The 16,306-nt window shown below is 34.9% G+C and carries 14 protein-coding genes; 11 read left to right on the forward strand and 3 right to left on the reverse strand.

Translation table 11 applies throughout. The features are described 5' to 3' along the window. The first annotated feature begins 1 nt into the window (after position 1). From CLU82_RS18010 to CLU82_RS18040, 7 genes are all read left to right on the forward strand, one after another. On the forward strand, positions 2-1,219 hold the full coding sequence (locus CLU82_RS18010; RefSeq protein ID WP_100844402.1) for an efflux RND transporter periplasmic adaptor subunit: 1,218 nt from the start codon (positions 2-4) through the stop codon (positions 1,217-1,219). Between the two features lie 161 nt (positions 1,220-1,380). Beyond that, a complete protein-coding gene (locus CLU82_RS18015) occupies positions 1,381-1,671 on the forward strand; it encodes a heavy metal-binding domain-containing protein (RefSeq protein ID WP_100844403.1) in 291 nt (96 codons plus the stop codon). 81 nt (positions 1,672-1,752) lie between these two features. Then, positions 1,753-2,313, forward strand: a complete 561-nt coding sequence (locus CLU82_RS18020; protein ID WP_100844404.1) for an AraC family transcriptional regulator — start codon at positions 1,753-1,755, stop codon at positions 2,311-2,313. Between the two features lie 78 nt (positions 2,314-2,391). Continuing rightward, positions 2,392-4,929, forward strand: a complete 2,538-nt coding sequence (locus CLU82_RS18025; RefSeq protein WP_100844405.1) for a heavy metal translocating P-type ATPase — start codon at positions 2,392-2,394, stop codon at positions 4,927-4,929. A 34-nt stretch (positions 4,930-4,963) separates the two neighbouring features. Continuing rightward, positions 4,964-6,208 carry a hypothetical protein gene (locus CLU82_RS18030; protein ID WP_100844406.1) on the forward strand — a complete coding sequence of 415 codons (1,245 nt, stop codon included), beginning with the start codon at positions 4,964-4,966 and terminating at the stop codon, positions 6,206-6,208. 9 nt (positions 6,209-6,217) lie between these two features. Then, a complete protein-coding gene (locus CLU82_RS18035; RefSeq protein ID WP_100844407.1) occupies positions 6,218-6,823 on the forward strand; it encodes a class I SAM-dependent methyltransferase in 606 nt (201 codons plus the stop codon). An 11-nt stretch (positions 6,824-6,834) separates the two neighbouring features. After that, positions 6,835-9,078 carry a multicopper oxidase domain-containing protein gene (locus CLU82_RS18040; RefSeq protein ID WP_100844408.1) on the forward strand — a complete coding sequence of 748 codons (2,244 nt, stop codon included), beginning with the start codon at positions 6,835-6,837 and terminating at the stop codon, positions 9,076-9,078. Between the two features lie 145 nt (positions 9,079-9,223). Here the strand turns inward: CLU82_RS18040 and mobC are convergent, their stop codons facing one another. After that, positions 9,224-11,224, reverse strand: coding sequence for a conjugal transfer protein MobC (mobC, locus tag CLU82_RS18045; protein ID WP_100844409.1), 2,001 nt, complete (start codon positions 11,222-11,224; stop codon positions 9,224-9,226). 207 nt (positions 11,225-11,431) lie between these two features. Between mobC and CLU82_RS18050 the strand changes: the two genes are divergently transcribed. Continuing rightward, positions 11,432-11,989, forward strand: a complete 558-nt coding sequence (locus CLU82_RS18050) for a hypothetical protein (protein WP_100844410.1) — start codon at positions 11,432-11,434, stop codon at positions 11,987-11,989. A 27-nt stretch (positions 11,990-12,016) separates the two neighbouring features. On the opposite strand, the gene mobB is transcribed toward CLU82_RS18050, so the two are convergent. Continuing rightward, a complete protein-coding gene (mobB, locus tag CLU82_RS18055) occupies positions 12,017-13,303 on the reverse strand; it encodes a conjugal transfer protein MobB (RefSeq protein ID WP_100844411.1) in 1,287 nt (428 codons plus the stop codon). Between the two features lie 7 nt (positions 13,304-13,310). Then, entirely contained in the window at positions 13,311-13,742 is a 432-nt protein-coding gene (gene mobA / locus CLU82_RS18060; RefSeq protein WP_100844412.1) for a conjugal transfer protein MobA, read from the reverse strand. Between the two features lie 723 nt (positions 13,743-14,465). Here mobA and CLU82_RS18065 point away from each other — a divergent pair. Genes CLU82_RS18065 through CLU82_RS18075 form a run of 3 tightly spaced genes read left to right on the forward strand, consistent with a single transcriptional unit; the run spans position 14,466 to position 16,289 of the window. Next, positions 14,466-15,233 (forward strand): ParA family protein, encoded by a 768-nt coding sequence (locus tag CLU82_RS18065; RefSeq protein WP_024981706.1) that lies wholly within the window; start codon positions 14,466-14,468, stop codon positions 15,231-15,233. Between the two features lie 4 nt (positions 15,234-15,237). After that, positions 15,238-15,654, forward strand: a complete 417-nt coding sequence (locus CLU82_RS18070; RefSeq protein ID WP_100844413.1) for a DUF3408 domain-containing protein — start codon at positions 15,238-15,240, stop codon at positions 15,652-15,654. A 2-nt stretch (positions 15,655-15,656) separates the two neighbouring features. Continuing rightward, a complete protein-coding gene (locus tag CLU82_RS18075) occupies positions 15,657-16,289 on the forward strand; it encodes a conjugal transfer protein TraD (RefSeq protein WP_100844414.1) in 633 nt (210 codons plus the stop codon). Positions 16,290-16,306: the final 17 nt, after the last annotated feature.

Consider the following 16,306-nt stretch of genomic DNA (forward strand, 5'->3'; position numbering starts at 1 on the left):
GATGAAGACATTAAAAATAATCACTTTACTATCAATACTACTTATGGTAATGATAGCTTGCAATTCGAAAAACAAGGAAGATCATAGTGGACATAAAATGACTGATGAAACAACTTTCTACACTTGCTCGATGGATCCTCAGATAAAAGAAGACAAACCAGGCAAATGTCCCATTTGTCATATGCATTTAACTCCCGTAAAACTCGATAAAACTAACTCAAATGAAATAAGTTTAAGCAAACAGCAAATCCGATTGGGTAATATTAGTCTTCAGTCTATTACAACATCCCAAAGTAGTGTAAACCAAAATTACACGGGTACTTTAGCTATAAATCAGGATAAAATCAATTCCGTTTCATCAAGAGCGATGGGGCGAATTGAAAAATTATTTTTCAAAACAGTTGGAGATTATGTTGCCAAAAACCAAGCGGTATATCAATTATACAGTGAAGATATCGCCATAGCCAAACAGGATTATTTCACGGCATTCAAGCAACTGTCAATGCCAGGAGATTTTGGGAAAAACGCAAAAAACATGCTAGCCAGCGCGAAGCAAAAACTTCTTTTTTATGGTCTTACCAATGCCCAAATTGAAAACATTAAAACCAATAAAGATGTTTCACCAAATACCATATTTTACAGTTCTCATAGCGGAACAATTTCTGAAATTGTAGCTACAGAAGGAAGTTATGTAATGGAAGGTTCGGGAATAATAAAAATCGCTGATTTAAACAGCCTTTGGTTAGAAACACAAGTAAACGTAAATTATGCCAAAAACCTTAAAATAGGTCAAAAAGCCAATGTTACTTTTAGTGATTTCCCAGATAAAACAATAAATACCCAAGTTGCCTTTATCAATCCTGAAATAAATCCAGATACCCGATTGCTGTTAATTCGAATGGAAATTCCAAATCAGGGTTTACAGTTAAAACCAGGAATGCAGGCGGTTGTAAAATTGACACAATCAAATGCTAAAGGACTTTTTATCCCGATTGATGCAGTTATTCGAGAAGAAAACGCTTCCTATATTTGGGTTGAAAAAAGACCGGGAATATTTGAAAATGTTATGGTAGAAACAGGAACAGAAACCAATGGAATGATTGAAATCAAATCCGATTTGGATCCCTCAAAAAAAGTAGTGATTACAGGTGCTTATGCCATAAATAGTGAATACAAATTCCGGAAAGGAAGTGACCCAATGGAGGGAATGAAAATGTAAAAAATACTCATTGGGCATCGAAAATAATCAAGCTCTTTAAAAAAGAGTAAATGGTCTGGGAGAATTACATAAATCAAAAAAATAATAGTATAACAATTTACAAAACAGTAAACTATATATTTATATAACAGAAAGTAATCTGTAAATTAAAATCCGATAAAATGAAAAAAATAATCTTTTCAGCCATAGTAATGGCATTTGTATTGGTTTCCTGTAACCAAAAAGACAAAGAAGCTTCAACGGATCATTCTAATGTGATGAGCAATGATAGTACAATGATGAATAATGACAGTATAATTATAAACGACAAAAACAGTACAATGAAAAATCATGAAAAAATGTATGCATGCCCAATGCACCCGGAAGTGCAAGGAAAACTGAATGACAAATGTTCAAAATGTGGAATGAAATTAACAGAACTTGTTCCTGAGAAAAAAGAAGAAAACAAATAACACCTAATTTGGGGAAGAAACTATAATTAACCTTGTTATGAACTTAGCAGGGTTAGTTTATATTAATTAAACCTGTTTACTATGAAAATTTATATCAAAAATATGGTATGCGGCCGTTGTAAAATGGTAGTAAAGTCTGTATTTGAAAGTATGGGAATTAATCCTTTTTCAGTTGAGTTAGGGGAAGTTGAATTGAAAAGTGACATTAACGAAAATCAAAAAAGCGAATTGTTAAAAAAACTTCGTGCAATTGGCTTTGATTTAATTGACAATAAGAAAAGTAAAACAATCGATAAGATTAAAACATTGATTATTGATTTGGTTCAAAATAAAAACAATGATTTGAAAAGTAACTTATCCAGTTATATTTCACAAGAACTCCATCAAGACTATAACACCTTGAGTAATCTGTTTTCGGAAGTTGAAAATACTACTATTGAGAAGTATTTCATCAATCAGAAAATTGAGAAAGTAAAAGAATTGATTATTTATGATGAATTATCTTTAAGCCAAATTGCCTACTCTTTAAATTATAGTACTGTTTCGCATTTGAGTAATCAATTCAAAAAAGTAACTGGTTTTTCGCCAACTTACTTCAAGAACATAAAAACCATTAAAAGAAAGCAAATAGAAGATTTGTAAATCTTGCATATCATACCCAAAATTGTGCAAATGCAAAAAACAATTATGATAGAAATTTGTATTAAAATAATATAGAAGATGATACATACTTACAGCATTACCGGTATGACTTGCGATGGTTGTCGCTCTAAAGTCGAAAAAGCATTGAATACTATTGAAGGAGTTGAGGCAAAAGTTGCATTAAATCCACCCATCGCAACTATAACTATGGAAAAACATATTCCAACAACACAGTTACAAGAAGCATTGACAGCAGTTGGGAAATACACCATAGAAATGAATAATGGCAAGATCCTAGTACAGGCACCAGCTAATGAAACTACAGCAAAATCCTGCTGCTCTACGCATTCTCATGAGCATAAAAAAGAAACTGTTATACCAAGCAATGCTCAGGGAAAATACTACTGTCCAATGCATTGTGAAGGCGAAAAACTATATGACAAAGCAGGCGACTGTCCTGTATGTGGAATGGATTTAGTAAAAGCACCCGATTTAACAGTTAATAAAGCCTTATATACTTGTCCGATGCATCCTGAAGTAATTAGTGAAATACCAGGTTCGTGTCCTATTTGCGGAATGGATTTGGTACCGATGGAACCTAGTGATAGTGAAGACCAAAAAACTTATAAAAATTTAGTCAAGAAAATGAAAGTGGCAGTAATTTTTACCGTTCCTGTTTTTGCTATCGCAATGATAGAAATGATGCCAAACAACCCATTACTTAAAATAATGGATGCTACAAAATGGAATTGGGTACAATTTATTCTGACACTTCCTGTTGTTTTTTATGCGTGTTGGATGTTCTTTGTTCGTGCCTTCAAATCTATTATTACTTGGAATTTGAATATGTTTACCCTTATCGGTATAGGAACTGGAGTTGCTTTTTTATTTAGTTTGGTCGGCATGTTTTTCCCAGACATTTTTCCTAGTGAATTTAAAACAGAACATGGGGCAGTATTACTGTACTTCGAGGCTACAACAGTTATTCTGACTTTAGTTTTATTGGGGCAACTACTCGAAGCCAGAGCACACAGCCAAACCAGCGGAGCTATTAAAGCATTACTTAAATTGGCACCAACTGAGGCTACTTTAGTAGCAGATGGAGGTGACAAAGTAATTTCTATTAATGATATCAAAAAAGGTGATTTACTGAGAGTAAAACCCGGAGATAAAATTCCAGTTGACGGAAAAATTACCGATGGCGAAAGTAGTATTGATGAAGCGATGATTACAGGAGAACCAATACCCGTTGACAAAAAGAAAGACGATAATGTTATTGCCGGAACCATAAACGGTAACAAGTCCTTTGTAATGATTGCCGAAAAAGTAGGTTCAGAAACTTTGCTTTCCCAAATAGTGCAGATGGTAAATGATGCTAGTCGTTCAAGAGCACCAATTCAAAAATTAGCCGACAGTATCGCTAAATATTTTGTACCCGTAGTGGTGATTATCTCCGCAATAACATTTTTCGTTTGGGCAAAATTTGGCCCAGAACCAGCATTGGTTTATGGATTCATTAATGCAATTGCGGTATTAATTATTGCTTGTCCTTGTGCATTAGGATTAGCTACGCCAATGTCGGTAATGGTTGGCGTTGGTAAAGGTGCGCAATCTGGTGTACTTATAAAAAATGCTGAAGCTTTAGAAAACATGAATAAAGTTAATGTGTTAATTACTGACAAAACAGGAACAATAACCGAGGGAAAACCTTCTGTTGAGAAGATATTTTCTTCAAATAATGAAGAAAATAATTTGCTTAAAAACATAGCTTCATTAAACCAATACAGCGAACATCCATTAGCACAAGCTGTAGTCAATTATGCTAAATCAAAAACAGTTTCATTAATCGAGGTAAAAGATTTTGAAGCCATTGCAGGCAAAGGAGTTATTGGAACTGTTGACGCTAAAAAAGTAGCATTAGGAAATAAAAAACTAATGGAACAAGTCAAAGCAATCGTTTCAGATGATTTAGAAAATAAAATTATTGCTGAACAAAAATTAGGTAAAACGGTTTCATACATAGCTGTTGATGGTATTGCTGTTGGTTTTGTATCAATTTTCGATGCCATTAAAGAATCAAGTGCAGCAGCCATTAAAGAGTTAATGCGTCAGGGTGTTGAAGTAGTAATGCTTACTGGAGACAATGAAAACACAGCTAAAGCGGTTGCTGATGAATTGGGGTTGACGTCATATAAAGCAGGATGCTTACCCGAAGACAAACTCAAAGAAATTAAAAAATTGCAAGCAGAAGGCAAAATTGTGGCGATGGCAGGCGATGGTATAAATGATGCTCCAGCATTGGCACAAGCAAATATTGGAATTGCAATGGGAACAGGAACAGACGTAGCTATAGAAAGTGCTAAAATAACTCTAGTAAAAGGTGATTTGCTAGGTATCGTAAAAGCCAAGAATTTGAGCCACGCTGTAATGCGAAACATCAAACAAAACTTATTTTTTGCTTTCTTCTATAATGTTTTAGGAGTTCCAATTGCAGCGGGAGTTTTGTATCCATTTTTTGGAGTTTTATTATCGCCAATGATTGCAGCTTTAGCAATGAGTTTTAGCTCGGTTTCTGTAATTGTAAATGCTTTGCGATTAAGAAGTTTGAAATTATAAAAAGCATTAGAAATAATTTATAGCTGTATAAAAAATGAACAACCTTACTCAAATAATCCAACAATACAAAGTTGATACCGAAAGTGTTTACAACACTTGGTTTGTAGATAACGACCAACGATTAAAAGCATTTAGGACTATTCGGCGAGGTGTTTTACAAGTTATTGAGGATATTAAAAACAAATCGTTTCCAAACGATTTTAAAGGCAGTAGTTTAGAATTTGTATTAAGTTGTATAGCAGAACAAAAACAAGTCTTTGTTGGCGTAGCACATCCTTTTTATTGGAAACCAAAATTAAGAATTCCAGATATTTACGAAAACCAAAACAATAAAATTGCTTTTGGTCAATTTCTCGAAAACTGCATTAATGCCAAAACGGAAGAACAAGTAGTAAAAGAAATTGTAAAATTAGACGAACTCAAAGTAAAAGGGCTTGGACCAGCAGTCGCTAGTATTTTATATTTCTTGCATCCGACTTGGTTTCCACCATTCAATACAGCAATTCTTAACGGATTTAATTTTCTTTTCAAGGACAAAAAGAAACTAGGAAGTTGGACAGAATATTTAAAAATAAGAGAAACTTTAATCGAAACTAACAGTAAACATAAATCTGAATTATCAAATGATTTAGGAGCCATTGCGGGATTATGTTTTGAAATTGGAACACAAAAAATGCTTATTGGGAACGATGAATATTTAAGCGAAGAAGAACGCAATAAATTTGAAAAGAACATCTTAAAACGCCAAAAAGAAATCCAGGAAGAAAAGTTAGCAGAAAATCTTCATAACGAAATGCAATATCATTTATTAAAAATTGGAGTTTCATTGGGTTTTGATGTAACACCAGCGAGTAATGATAAGAGCAAATCGTTTGGTGGACAAAGTTTTTCATTTATATCAATAAATAAATTTCCAGAACTTCACACAGATAAAGACACACAAAATACCATAAAACTAATCGATGTTTTATGGTTTCAAAAAGGAAGTAACAAAATTATTGGAGCATTTGAAGTCGAAAAAAGCACCAGTATTTATTCTGGTATTTTACGCTTATCTGATTTGTATTTTAGTATTTCCAATGGAGAAGAAGTCTTTTATATTATTATTCCAGACAGTCGGGAGAAAGATGTGATCCAACAATTAAATCGGCCAGTTATAAAAAATTCAAAAATGAACATCAAATACATACTTTTTTCAGAATTAAGGGCGAATTGTGATGCGATTTGCAAGTTTGGAACTGACCATTCTATTATGGAAAAAATCGCAAAATCAATTTAAAAAATAACTATGACAAATAAAACACATTGGGAAAACGTGTACGATACGAAACTGCCTAACGAAGTAAGTTGGACTCAAGAAAAACCTGAAACTTCTTTACAATTAATTGCAAATTGTAAATTACCCAAAACAGCCAAAATTATAGATATTGGAGGAGGAGACAGTAACTTGGTAGATTATCTTTTAGAACAAGGTTTTGAGAATATTACAGTTTTGGATATTTCTGAAAAAGCTATTGAAAAAGCCAAATTCCGATTAGGTAAATTATCCGAAAAAGTGAAATGGATTGTTTCCGATATTACAGAATTTCAACCCAAAGAAACGTATGATATTTGGCATGACAGAGCAACCTTTCATTTTCTCACTGAAAAGGAACAAATTGAAAAGTATAAAACACTTGTTCAAAACTATGCAAGTAATTATTTAATAATGGCTACTTTCTCTAATAATGGACCATTAAAATGCAGTGGATTAGAAATTGAACAATATACCATTCGAGATTTAGTTGGTTTATTTTCGGATAAATTTAAAATTATTGACAGCTTTTATCAAGACCATCAAACACCATTCAATACAGTGCAAAATTTTGTGTTTTGTATTTTTAAAAGAATTTAAAAAATCAAATAATGAAATTAAAATTATCAATTATACTATTATTTCTTGTTTTGAGTGCATCAGCCCAAAAAATCGTTCGCTACGATTTATATGTTCGAGATACAATTGTAAACTTTACAGGCAAATCAAAAAGAGCCATTGCCGTAAACGGACAAATACCAATGCCTACTTTAACATTTACTGAAGGCGACATTGCAGAAATTTATGTGCATAATGAGTTAAATGAAGATACTTCTTTACATTGGCACGGCTTATTTTTACCCAACAAAGAAGATGGTGTACCGAATTTGACACAAATGCCAATAAAACCTCATACTACACATTTGTATAAATTTCCAATAATACAACACGGCACACATTGGTATCACAGTCACACAGGATTACAAGAACAAATCGGAATGTATGGAAATTTTGTAATGCTCAAAAAAACGACTGACCCAACTTTTAGAAATGGAATTGATGATTTACCAACCGTTCCAATTGTTTTGAGCGAATGGACGGATATTAAACCGGAAAACGTACACCGGATGTTGCATAACGCAAACGATTATCCAGCAATAAAAAAAGGAACAACCCAAAGTTACACAGAAGCTATAAAGCAAGGGTATTTTGGTGTAAAAGTAAAAAACGAGTGGAAGCGGATGAATGCAATGGATGTAAGCGATGTATTTTATGATAAAATCCTCATGAATGGTAAGCAAAGTACGGACGTTAAAAGTATTGATGGCAAACCTTTAAAAGGAGGTGATAAAGTTCGTTTGAGAATTTCCAACGGTGGGGCATCTTCCTATTTTTGGCTTACCTATGCAGGAGGTAAAATTACCGTTGTTGCAAACGATGGTAACGATGTCGAACCAGTAGAAGTCGATAGATTAATTGTTGGAGTTTCTGAAACTTACGATGTAGTTGTGACTATTCCTGCGGATAAAACGGCTTACGAATTTTTGGCTACTACCGAAGATAGATTATATTCAGCCTCTTATTTTATTGGCGATGGTATCAAACAACTTATTGAGCCTCTTCCTAAACTTAAATATTTTGAAGGGATGAAAATGATGAACGGAATGATGAAAATGAACGGAGACCTTGACGATATGGGAATGCAAATGAGTCTCAATCAAATGGATATGAACGTGGTGATGTACCCGGAAATTACAGGTGAACAAAAAAAGAAAGCCGAAAAAAAAATGGTGGATATGAAAATGACCGAAGCCGATTATAACAGTAATGCTCTTTCGGATATTACAACCTTAAATTATGCAATGCTGAAATCGCCAACTAAAACCACACTCCCAAAAGATGCTCCAGTAAAAGAGTTAAAATTTGAACTCACAGGAAATATGAACCGCTATGTTTGGAGTTTAGATAACAAAGTTGTCTCAGAAGCTGACAAAATTTTAATTAAAGAAGGTGAAAATGTCCGCATTACAATTTATAATAATTCGATGATGCGACACCCAATGCACTTACACGGGCACGATTTCAGATTATTGAATGGTCAAGGCGATTATGCACCATTAAAAAACATTGTGGACATTATGCCAATGGAAACCGATACCTTGGAATTTAATGCAAATGTAAAAGGTGATTGGTTTTTTCATTGTCATATCTTGTACCATATGATGAGCGGAATGGGCAGAGTTTTCAGTTATGAAAACCAAGCACCAAATCCCGAAATCCCAAACCCAAAACTTGCACAACGTAAATTGTTTGCAGACGACAGGAAATTTCATTTTATGGCAGAAAATGATTTTGCAACAAATGGTAACGATGGCGAAGCAATGTACCAAAGTACTCGTTGGAGCATTGGAACAGAATGGAGATTAGGATATAATGATATGCACGGTTACGAAACCGAAACCCATATTGGAAGATACATTGGCAAAATGCAATGGTTGATGCCGTTTGTTGGTTTTGATTGGCGTTACAGAGTAATGCCTGATGGTGAAGTTGAAAAAAATATGTTCGGACAAACAAATACAAAGGATAATCGGCATTTTTTAAGTGTTGGTGTAAATTATACTTTACCATTGTTAATTGTAGCACAAGCAGAAATATTTACGGGAGGTTATTTTAGAATACAATTTGAACGAAAAGATATTCCTATTTCAAAACGATTAAGAATGAATTTAATGTGGAATACGGATTATGAATATATGGCAGGTTTACGATATATTCTAGGAAAAAATATGGGACTGACAACACACTATGATAGCGACATGGGTTGGGGTATTGGAGTAAGTTTGAATTATTAATTCAATTAAGCATATAGAGCTTCTTAGTTTCTAGGATAATCAAATTGAAACTAGGATAACACGCCCAAATGGCGTCAAAATCTCGAAAATCTTATAATTTTCAGTTTTTTGTTTTGCGAATTGCTTGAATGGATATCTTTTTTTATTATCTCTTTTTAATCAGGTATTCTAAATCAGGATCATTTTTAATACGCTCCAATTCAGTTTCAATAATCTGAACAATATCCTGTTTTATCTGGCGGTAATTGGCCTCTATTTCCTGTTTCATATTGTCTTCTCCATTCTTCGTTACAAATGATAAAATCTCTGGTATCTTTTGATATGCTTTGGTTTCAGCAGCTACTTTTTCATTGTCGACAAGAATTTCAGCATGGAATATTTTCTGCTCGATGCGTTCATCAAAATTGTCCGACACAGCACCTACAAAAATACCTTGGGTCAATGTAGATATTTTAGATGCAGGAATGAGGCTGTCCAATTGAGTGGAAATTGATGTCGACGTATCATTACGGTTGATTGATAAACTTTGTCTTTTCTGTAATACTTTTCCAAAGCGTTCCGATAGATTTTTGGCAGTTTCGCCTACAACTTGACCACTGAAAATATTGCCCACAGTGTTCTGAATTACCTTGCTCTCTTTGTCTCCATAATCTCTAGTTAACTGTGAGTAATCCTGAAAACCCAAACATACTGACACCTTATTACTTCTGGCTGTTGCAATGAGATTATCTAGTCCTCTAAAGTAGATTGTAGGCAGCTCATCTATAATAACCGAACTCTTTAATTGTCCTTTTTTATTAATGAGTTTTACAATACGTGAATTGTACAATCCCAGCGCAGCAGAGTAAATATTTTGACGATCGGGATTGTTTCCTACACATAATATCTTCGGCTCTTTTGGATTGTTGATGTCTAATGAAAAATCATCTCCTGTCATAACCCAATACAATTGCGGTGAGATCATTCTTGACAAAGGAATTTTTGCCGACGCTATCTGTCCCTGCAACTGGTCTTGTGCGCCGCCTTGCCAGGCATCCATAAAGGGAGAAAGATAATTCTCAAGATCAGAATAGGAAGTCAGAATAGTAAATACGTCCGAATACTTTTTATTTAGTAATTCAATGGCGTGAGGAAACGTACAGTATTTGCCATTTTCATAAATCTTCAAAAACCAAATGATGGCAGCTAATAAGATGATTGGAGACTCTACAAAGAAATCTCCCTGTTTCTGTATCCAGCTTCTGTTAAGATTTAGCATTATCGTATAGGCAGATTCGTAAGCATCAGATATATCGGTCATAAAATCAGGATTTATGGGATTGCAACGATGACTTTTTCTAGGGTCATCAAAATTAATGATGTAGAATTTAGGTTTTACTTTGTATTTATCCGTGTGTATTAGCAAATGGTTATATGCAATTGTAGATAGGTCGTCGAATTTAAAATCATAGATATACATTGAAAAACCTTTTTCAATATGCTGTTTGATATAGTTATTTACAACAGCATAGGATTTGCCTGAGCCGGGTGTGCCTAATACAATGGTTGCCCTAAAAGGGTTTACAATATTAATCCATCCATTATGCTGTTTTTTATTGTACCAGAACTTAGTCGGCAGATTCACGGAATACTCGTTTTCCATTAGTTTGGTTTCCTGCATAAAACTTTCGTTCTCATTATTGAATACATCGTCCATTAGGTTGGTACGGAGCAGCCGGCTAATCCAAACTCCTGTTACCATCAGCGAGATATAGCCCAAACCTGTGGTAAGGATATAAAGAAATGTAGCGATGTTTAATGGCAGTTTTAATAAGGGTGTGTTCAGAAAAAACAGCACAAACCCAATTCCCAACGTCATATATATTTTAGACCATGTTATTTTTTCATTCTTGACACCTTTTGTTCCCAAACAACTCAAAGCCAGCAAGAGCAAAGCAAATATTTTGGTGTAAAGCGTATGGGAAAACAGGCTCACCGTTCGATCAAAGTTTCTCAATATTTTATTGACTACCTCCAGTGTCCAGCTCCTTTCTAAAAAGAATCCATAACAGAACCAGTAAAAGTGCATCAGTACAATCAGTATACTTACCGCTCTCATAAATGCCATAATCTTGGCTAAACCTCTTAAATCGTCTTCTCCTTGCATTTTTCAAATATTAAATGTTCGGGCGTTAATTTAAAGGATGTGCAGAGTGGCTATAAAAAAGTGGCAGACATTAGCGGTGCGTGACAGTGTTTGGCGTTAATTGGTTCCAATCAAGTTCAGATTTTATAACGATTTTTTTATTAAATTTAAACTCTTGATTTTTTTGACTTACTCATCAATTTGATAATCAATATTAAAGGAAATAATATGAATTGGAATAATCCTGATGCTGATCCTAGAGAAAGTGAAGAGGAATATGAAGCTCGGAAAAGAGAAGAAAGTGAGGCTGCTACAGGGCTAATGTTTATGGTCGTTGAGGGTTTTATTTTTGTCTTAAAAATAGCTGCTATTTTCGGTATGTTTTTTTATGCCGGATTTTTACTGTCTCAAAAGTTCTGGGGAGTGGAAACCGACAAATTTAAAATTTGGAGTTTCTCCTTATTATTTACCTACCTTATTTTCTGTATTATTTATTTCTTTAAAGGAACTATCATTGGCTTGCAGGCAAAGAACAGGAAATTATGGATATTACCGTGGGTAATCTGTGTGTTAATATGCTGTATTATTCCCGCATTTATAGTAAAATCATTCGTTGCTGGTATGTTCAATCTAACAGAACGACAAGGTTTATTGTGTATTGGACTGAGTTGGGGAGCATTTATACTTTTTTCATTATATGTTTATGGTATTTATCAGTTCAAGACACCAACTGTTCCGAAGATTTTGTACTGGAGCTATGCTTTGGGATTGAAAGTATCTTTATAATCATGAGTTCAAAATAAACAACAAAATCTACTGACCTCTTTTACGTTTTCTCTTCTTTTTCATCTTATTGGCAAAATCTTGTTCTTCGTAATCTTCACCCTGTGCTTCGGGAAGTAAGGCACTCAATGTTTCGATCAAACCATCTTCATGTTTTTCTGAAGTATTCAGGAAGTCGAACAAATGATGTGGTTGTTCTGCAGGAAGATCTGTGTCATTTGGTTTTGATATTTTAGATTGTAGTTCAACTGGCTTTTTAATGTCGGGTTTGATATTATGGTTCCAATAATCATTTAAGGTATTGGCAGAAAGTTCTTTGCCTAAACGTGAACCGTTCCAAATTGCTTTAGAATTATGGTCTATAAAAGTTATTCCGTAAATACGCCCTGTGTCATTTCTCCGTACCACTACGTTAATGCCCTGTTCACCTAATCTTTTTTTAAAAGCCTGCTCATCACTTGTTGATTGCAGGGCAATGGTAACAGTAGCTTTAATGGTTGGCTTTGTCGGGTGGTCTTTCAAAGCCTCTTTGCTTTTTGCAAAATGTAATTCCAAAGTCGGTAGCCCTGCATTCTTTCCGAATAAGGAAGCCTTGAACGGATGTCCAGCTCTTTCTCCTTTTTCATTTAAAGGAATGTACAATAAGCCTTGGCGAATTTTTCCCTGCAATTCTCCCTCTACTTTTTCAGTGGTAATATTGAACAGGGAAAGTAATGCATTGTATTCTCCCAACGTCTGGAACTTATAATACTTAGGTAGGTGACGGACAACCGAAGCAATCTGGCTTTTTATATCTCCTATTTGGTAATTCACAGGATGGAAAATATTATCATTTTGCTTGTGCTCTTTCTCTGTAGCTGATAGAAGTCCGTATTTACTTTCGAGTTCACGACATACATTCATAGATCGTCTTTTTTCGAACTTATCCGAAATCTTTTTGCCTTCTTCATCCACACAAACTGATACAATATGAATATGGGTGCGATCAATATCCGTATGCTTGAATACTACAAAAGGTTGTTCCCTATAACCCAGTTCCTGCATATACTCCTGAGCTATTAGTTTGAACTTTTCATCACTTACATTATCCTTTGGGTCAGGATTAAGAGAAATATGCAAAGTTTGCTTTTCGGTATTACGGTTGGCAATCAGATAAGGTTCAAAAGAGCGAACCAACTGAGCAACGGAATACTGTCCATTAGGTGTTTCTATTATTCTATTAGTAAATAGAATTTGCCCGTTATCTTTTTCCACTTTGAGTTGATTGTATGCCAATGCACCATATAAATTGCTTCCTCTTCCGATTTTTGCTATCATTTCAGTACTATTTTTTCAAATGTTTGGCTTCAAATTCTTCTGTGAGCTGGATTATTTTTTGACATAACACTGCCATTTCAGCCGTTTGCTTTTCCAATTTGTAGAGATAAGCTGCCGCTTTTTTCTCTGAAAAATTGCGATAAAGTAGTTTTACAATTTGATTGTAATTCACGCCAATAGAGCGGAACTGGTTGTGAAAAGAGGTTAGCCTCATATAAAAATCCAACACAGCTTTGTCTATTTTAACCGTTTTAATTTCCCTTCCAAACAATACGAAAATGATAAATTTTGCTTTATTGGTCATTCCCGATGCTTCAAAAAGAGATAATAATTTGATATTTTCTTCGTCCGTAAGGCGAAAAACGTGGCGGTGAATACTCGGATCGTTCTTCGGAGTTCGTCCGCCTTTATTCTGTTTTTTATTACTGTTTTCGTTCATCACTAATCCATTTTTAACTTCAACAAAAATCCTGACTTCGGAAGGGTTTTCAGCTCCCGGCAGGGCAAGTTGTTTTGAGGCACGAACGGAGTTTGGAGTGCCTCAAAACACAACTTGCCGTGTTCTGGCGAACACAAAAATCCGCCCTGCGGGACGGATTAAATAAAGCAGGGAAAAACGGCTTCGGGTCGTTCACTTTATAATCTGATCTATCGAAGTGCTCTTGCATAAATCCATTAATAAAAATCATTTTACAAAGTAAACTTCTCTTAAGTAGAGTGTTGCACAGTGTCGTAGTGCCAAACAGTGTCAATGAGCGCCAATTCGTACCACTTTAAAATAAGGACGTATATATCTACATTTCTTTGTGCCTGCAAGCGGATCTAAACAGATAATTATGTTGGTACGTAGTTTCTCAATTATGTATTTAGTCGCTTATGTATATACAAGCGTAAGGGTGTGGATAGATGCAGATGAGGATATAAAATTACATAGTTGCATAAGTGCAGATTTACAGATCTGAGTTTGTACACAAATAGGTCTGATAATGCAAATTTATTTGTATACCTACCTAAAGACAGATGTACATATGTCAGTATTCAAGTAGTGTAATACGTGCTTAAGTGGCTATATAACTATCTACAAAATTACATATGTATGGGCGATAGTTGATAAGTATCTATCTATGTAGAGATATAAGTGAATAATTAAATAGAGTTAAAAATGAAAACAGAACACAAAACAGTATTCATTGCTTTTTCGTCCCAAAAGGGAGGAGTTGGCAAAACCACCTTTACGGCACTTGCGGCCAGTACACTACATTATCGTCTTGGCTACAATGTAGCCGTATTCGATGCTGATTTTCCACAACATAGTTTAATGAAAATGAAGACTCGTGATTTGGCTATGGTGATGGAAAATGAGTTTTTAAAACGGATGGCATTCAAACAATTTACGACTATTAACAAAAAAGCTTATCCGATCATTCAGCATAAAGCTGAAGGTGTATTGGAGGCTGCGCATGATTTTTTAGAATCCACTTCCGTTCCGGTTGATTTTATCTTTTTTGACCTTCCGGGAACAGTAAACACTCCTGGTATTTTGAAAGCTCTGGCGGGGATGCACCATATTTTCACGCCTATTGTAGCAGATCGTGTAGTTATGGAAAGTACACTCATTTTTACCCAGCTAATGAAGGATGTTATTATGAAAAAAGGAGAAACCTCCATTAAAACCATTAATCTGTTTTGGAATCAGGTAGATGGTCGTGAACGCTCACCCTTGTACGATGTTTATAATAAACTTATTGATGAGTTGGGCTTAAGTCTAATGCAATGTCAGATTATGAACAGTACACGTTTCCGCAAGGAGAGCGAAGCGGGTGCAAAGACTGTTTTTCGGTCAACTTTAATGCCTCCCGATGAACGATTGATGAATGCTTGCCGCTTAGACCAGTTTATGACGGAATTTTTAAGAATCGTTCAATTGTAATAGCATGGAAAAAGACAATAAGAAAAAAGCAATTCCCGAAATCAACGAAGAGTTAATGATGAATTTGATGGTAGATGGAATAAAGAAGGAGGGATTACAACTTCCGCAGGAAGAACCAGAAACTCCGATAAAACCATTGCAGGAAAAGTCTTTAGCGAAGGAACGGAACAAAGGCAAAAAAGTAAATGATCGGGATTACGAAAGTATATTTTTCAAAAGGCCTGACACCAATGCCCGGGATGGCAAAACGGTATATATTCGACCGGATTTTCATGAGAAACTGTCCCGAATCGTACAGGTAATAGGCGAAGATAAGATAACTATTTATGCCTACTTAGATAATCTTCTCGAATATCATTTTCAGGAGTTTGGTGAGCAGATTATCACAAGTTTCAACAATAAATACAAACCTATTTTATAATTATGGAAACAGTAATCGTAATATGCCTGCTCATTATTATTGCGCTCTTGATGCAGGATAAGATAATTATCAAGAAAAGGACGGAGCAAAAACCAACTCAGGAAAAACCTAATCCGAACCTACCTGATATTATGGGACAGCCCAAACCAATGAGAAGCCTTTCAGTGCCAAAACGTGCCACTGAAAGCCAAAGTAAAAAGCGGAAACATGAAATGAATAATTTTGATATTGAAATCGACGAGGTAGATGTCGATATACAAATTCCGCAGGAAGAACTGGATGAAGTTTTTGGAAATATGCCTGATTTTGAGGAAGAGGAAGAAGAATGGAACAGATATGGAATATCTGGTAGGAATGACGGTTTTGCCCAAGGGGTTACCTTTGAAGAACTAAGCTCTGCGGGGATGTTGCTGCAAAAAAACAAATTGGAGCCATCTCAAAAGGAAACAGTGGTTGCTATAGTTCAGAAAATACAAGGAACTGAATTATTCAGCCTATTGGAAAATTCCATAGAAAGTGCGTCCCGTAAAATAGCGGAGCTGTTGGACGGGAGCCTTTCTTCTGAAACTAATTCTAGTTCTTCCACTTTGCGGAAAAATGATTTGAGTGATTTTGACATTGGGGAGTTTGTCTAAAAAGACGACTTCCCTTT

The organism is Flavobacterium sp. 5 (genome assembly GCF_002813295.1).
Lineage (GTDB): Bacteria > Bacteroidota > Bacteroidia > Flavobacteriales > Flavobacteriaceae > Flavobacterium.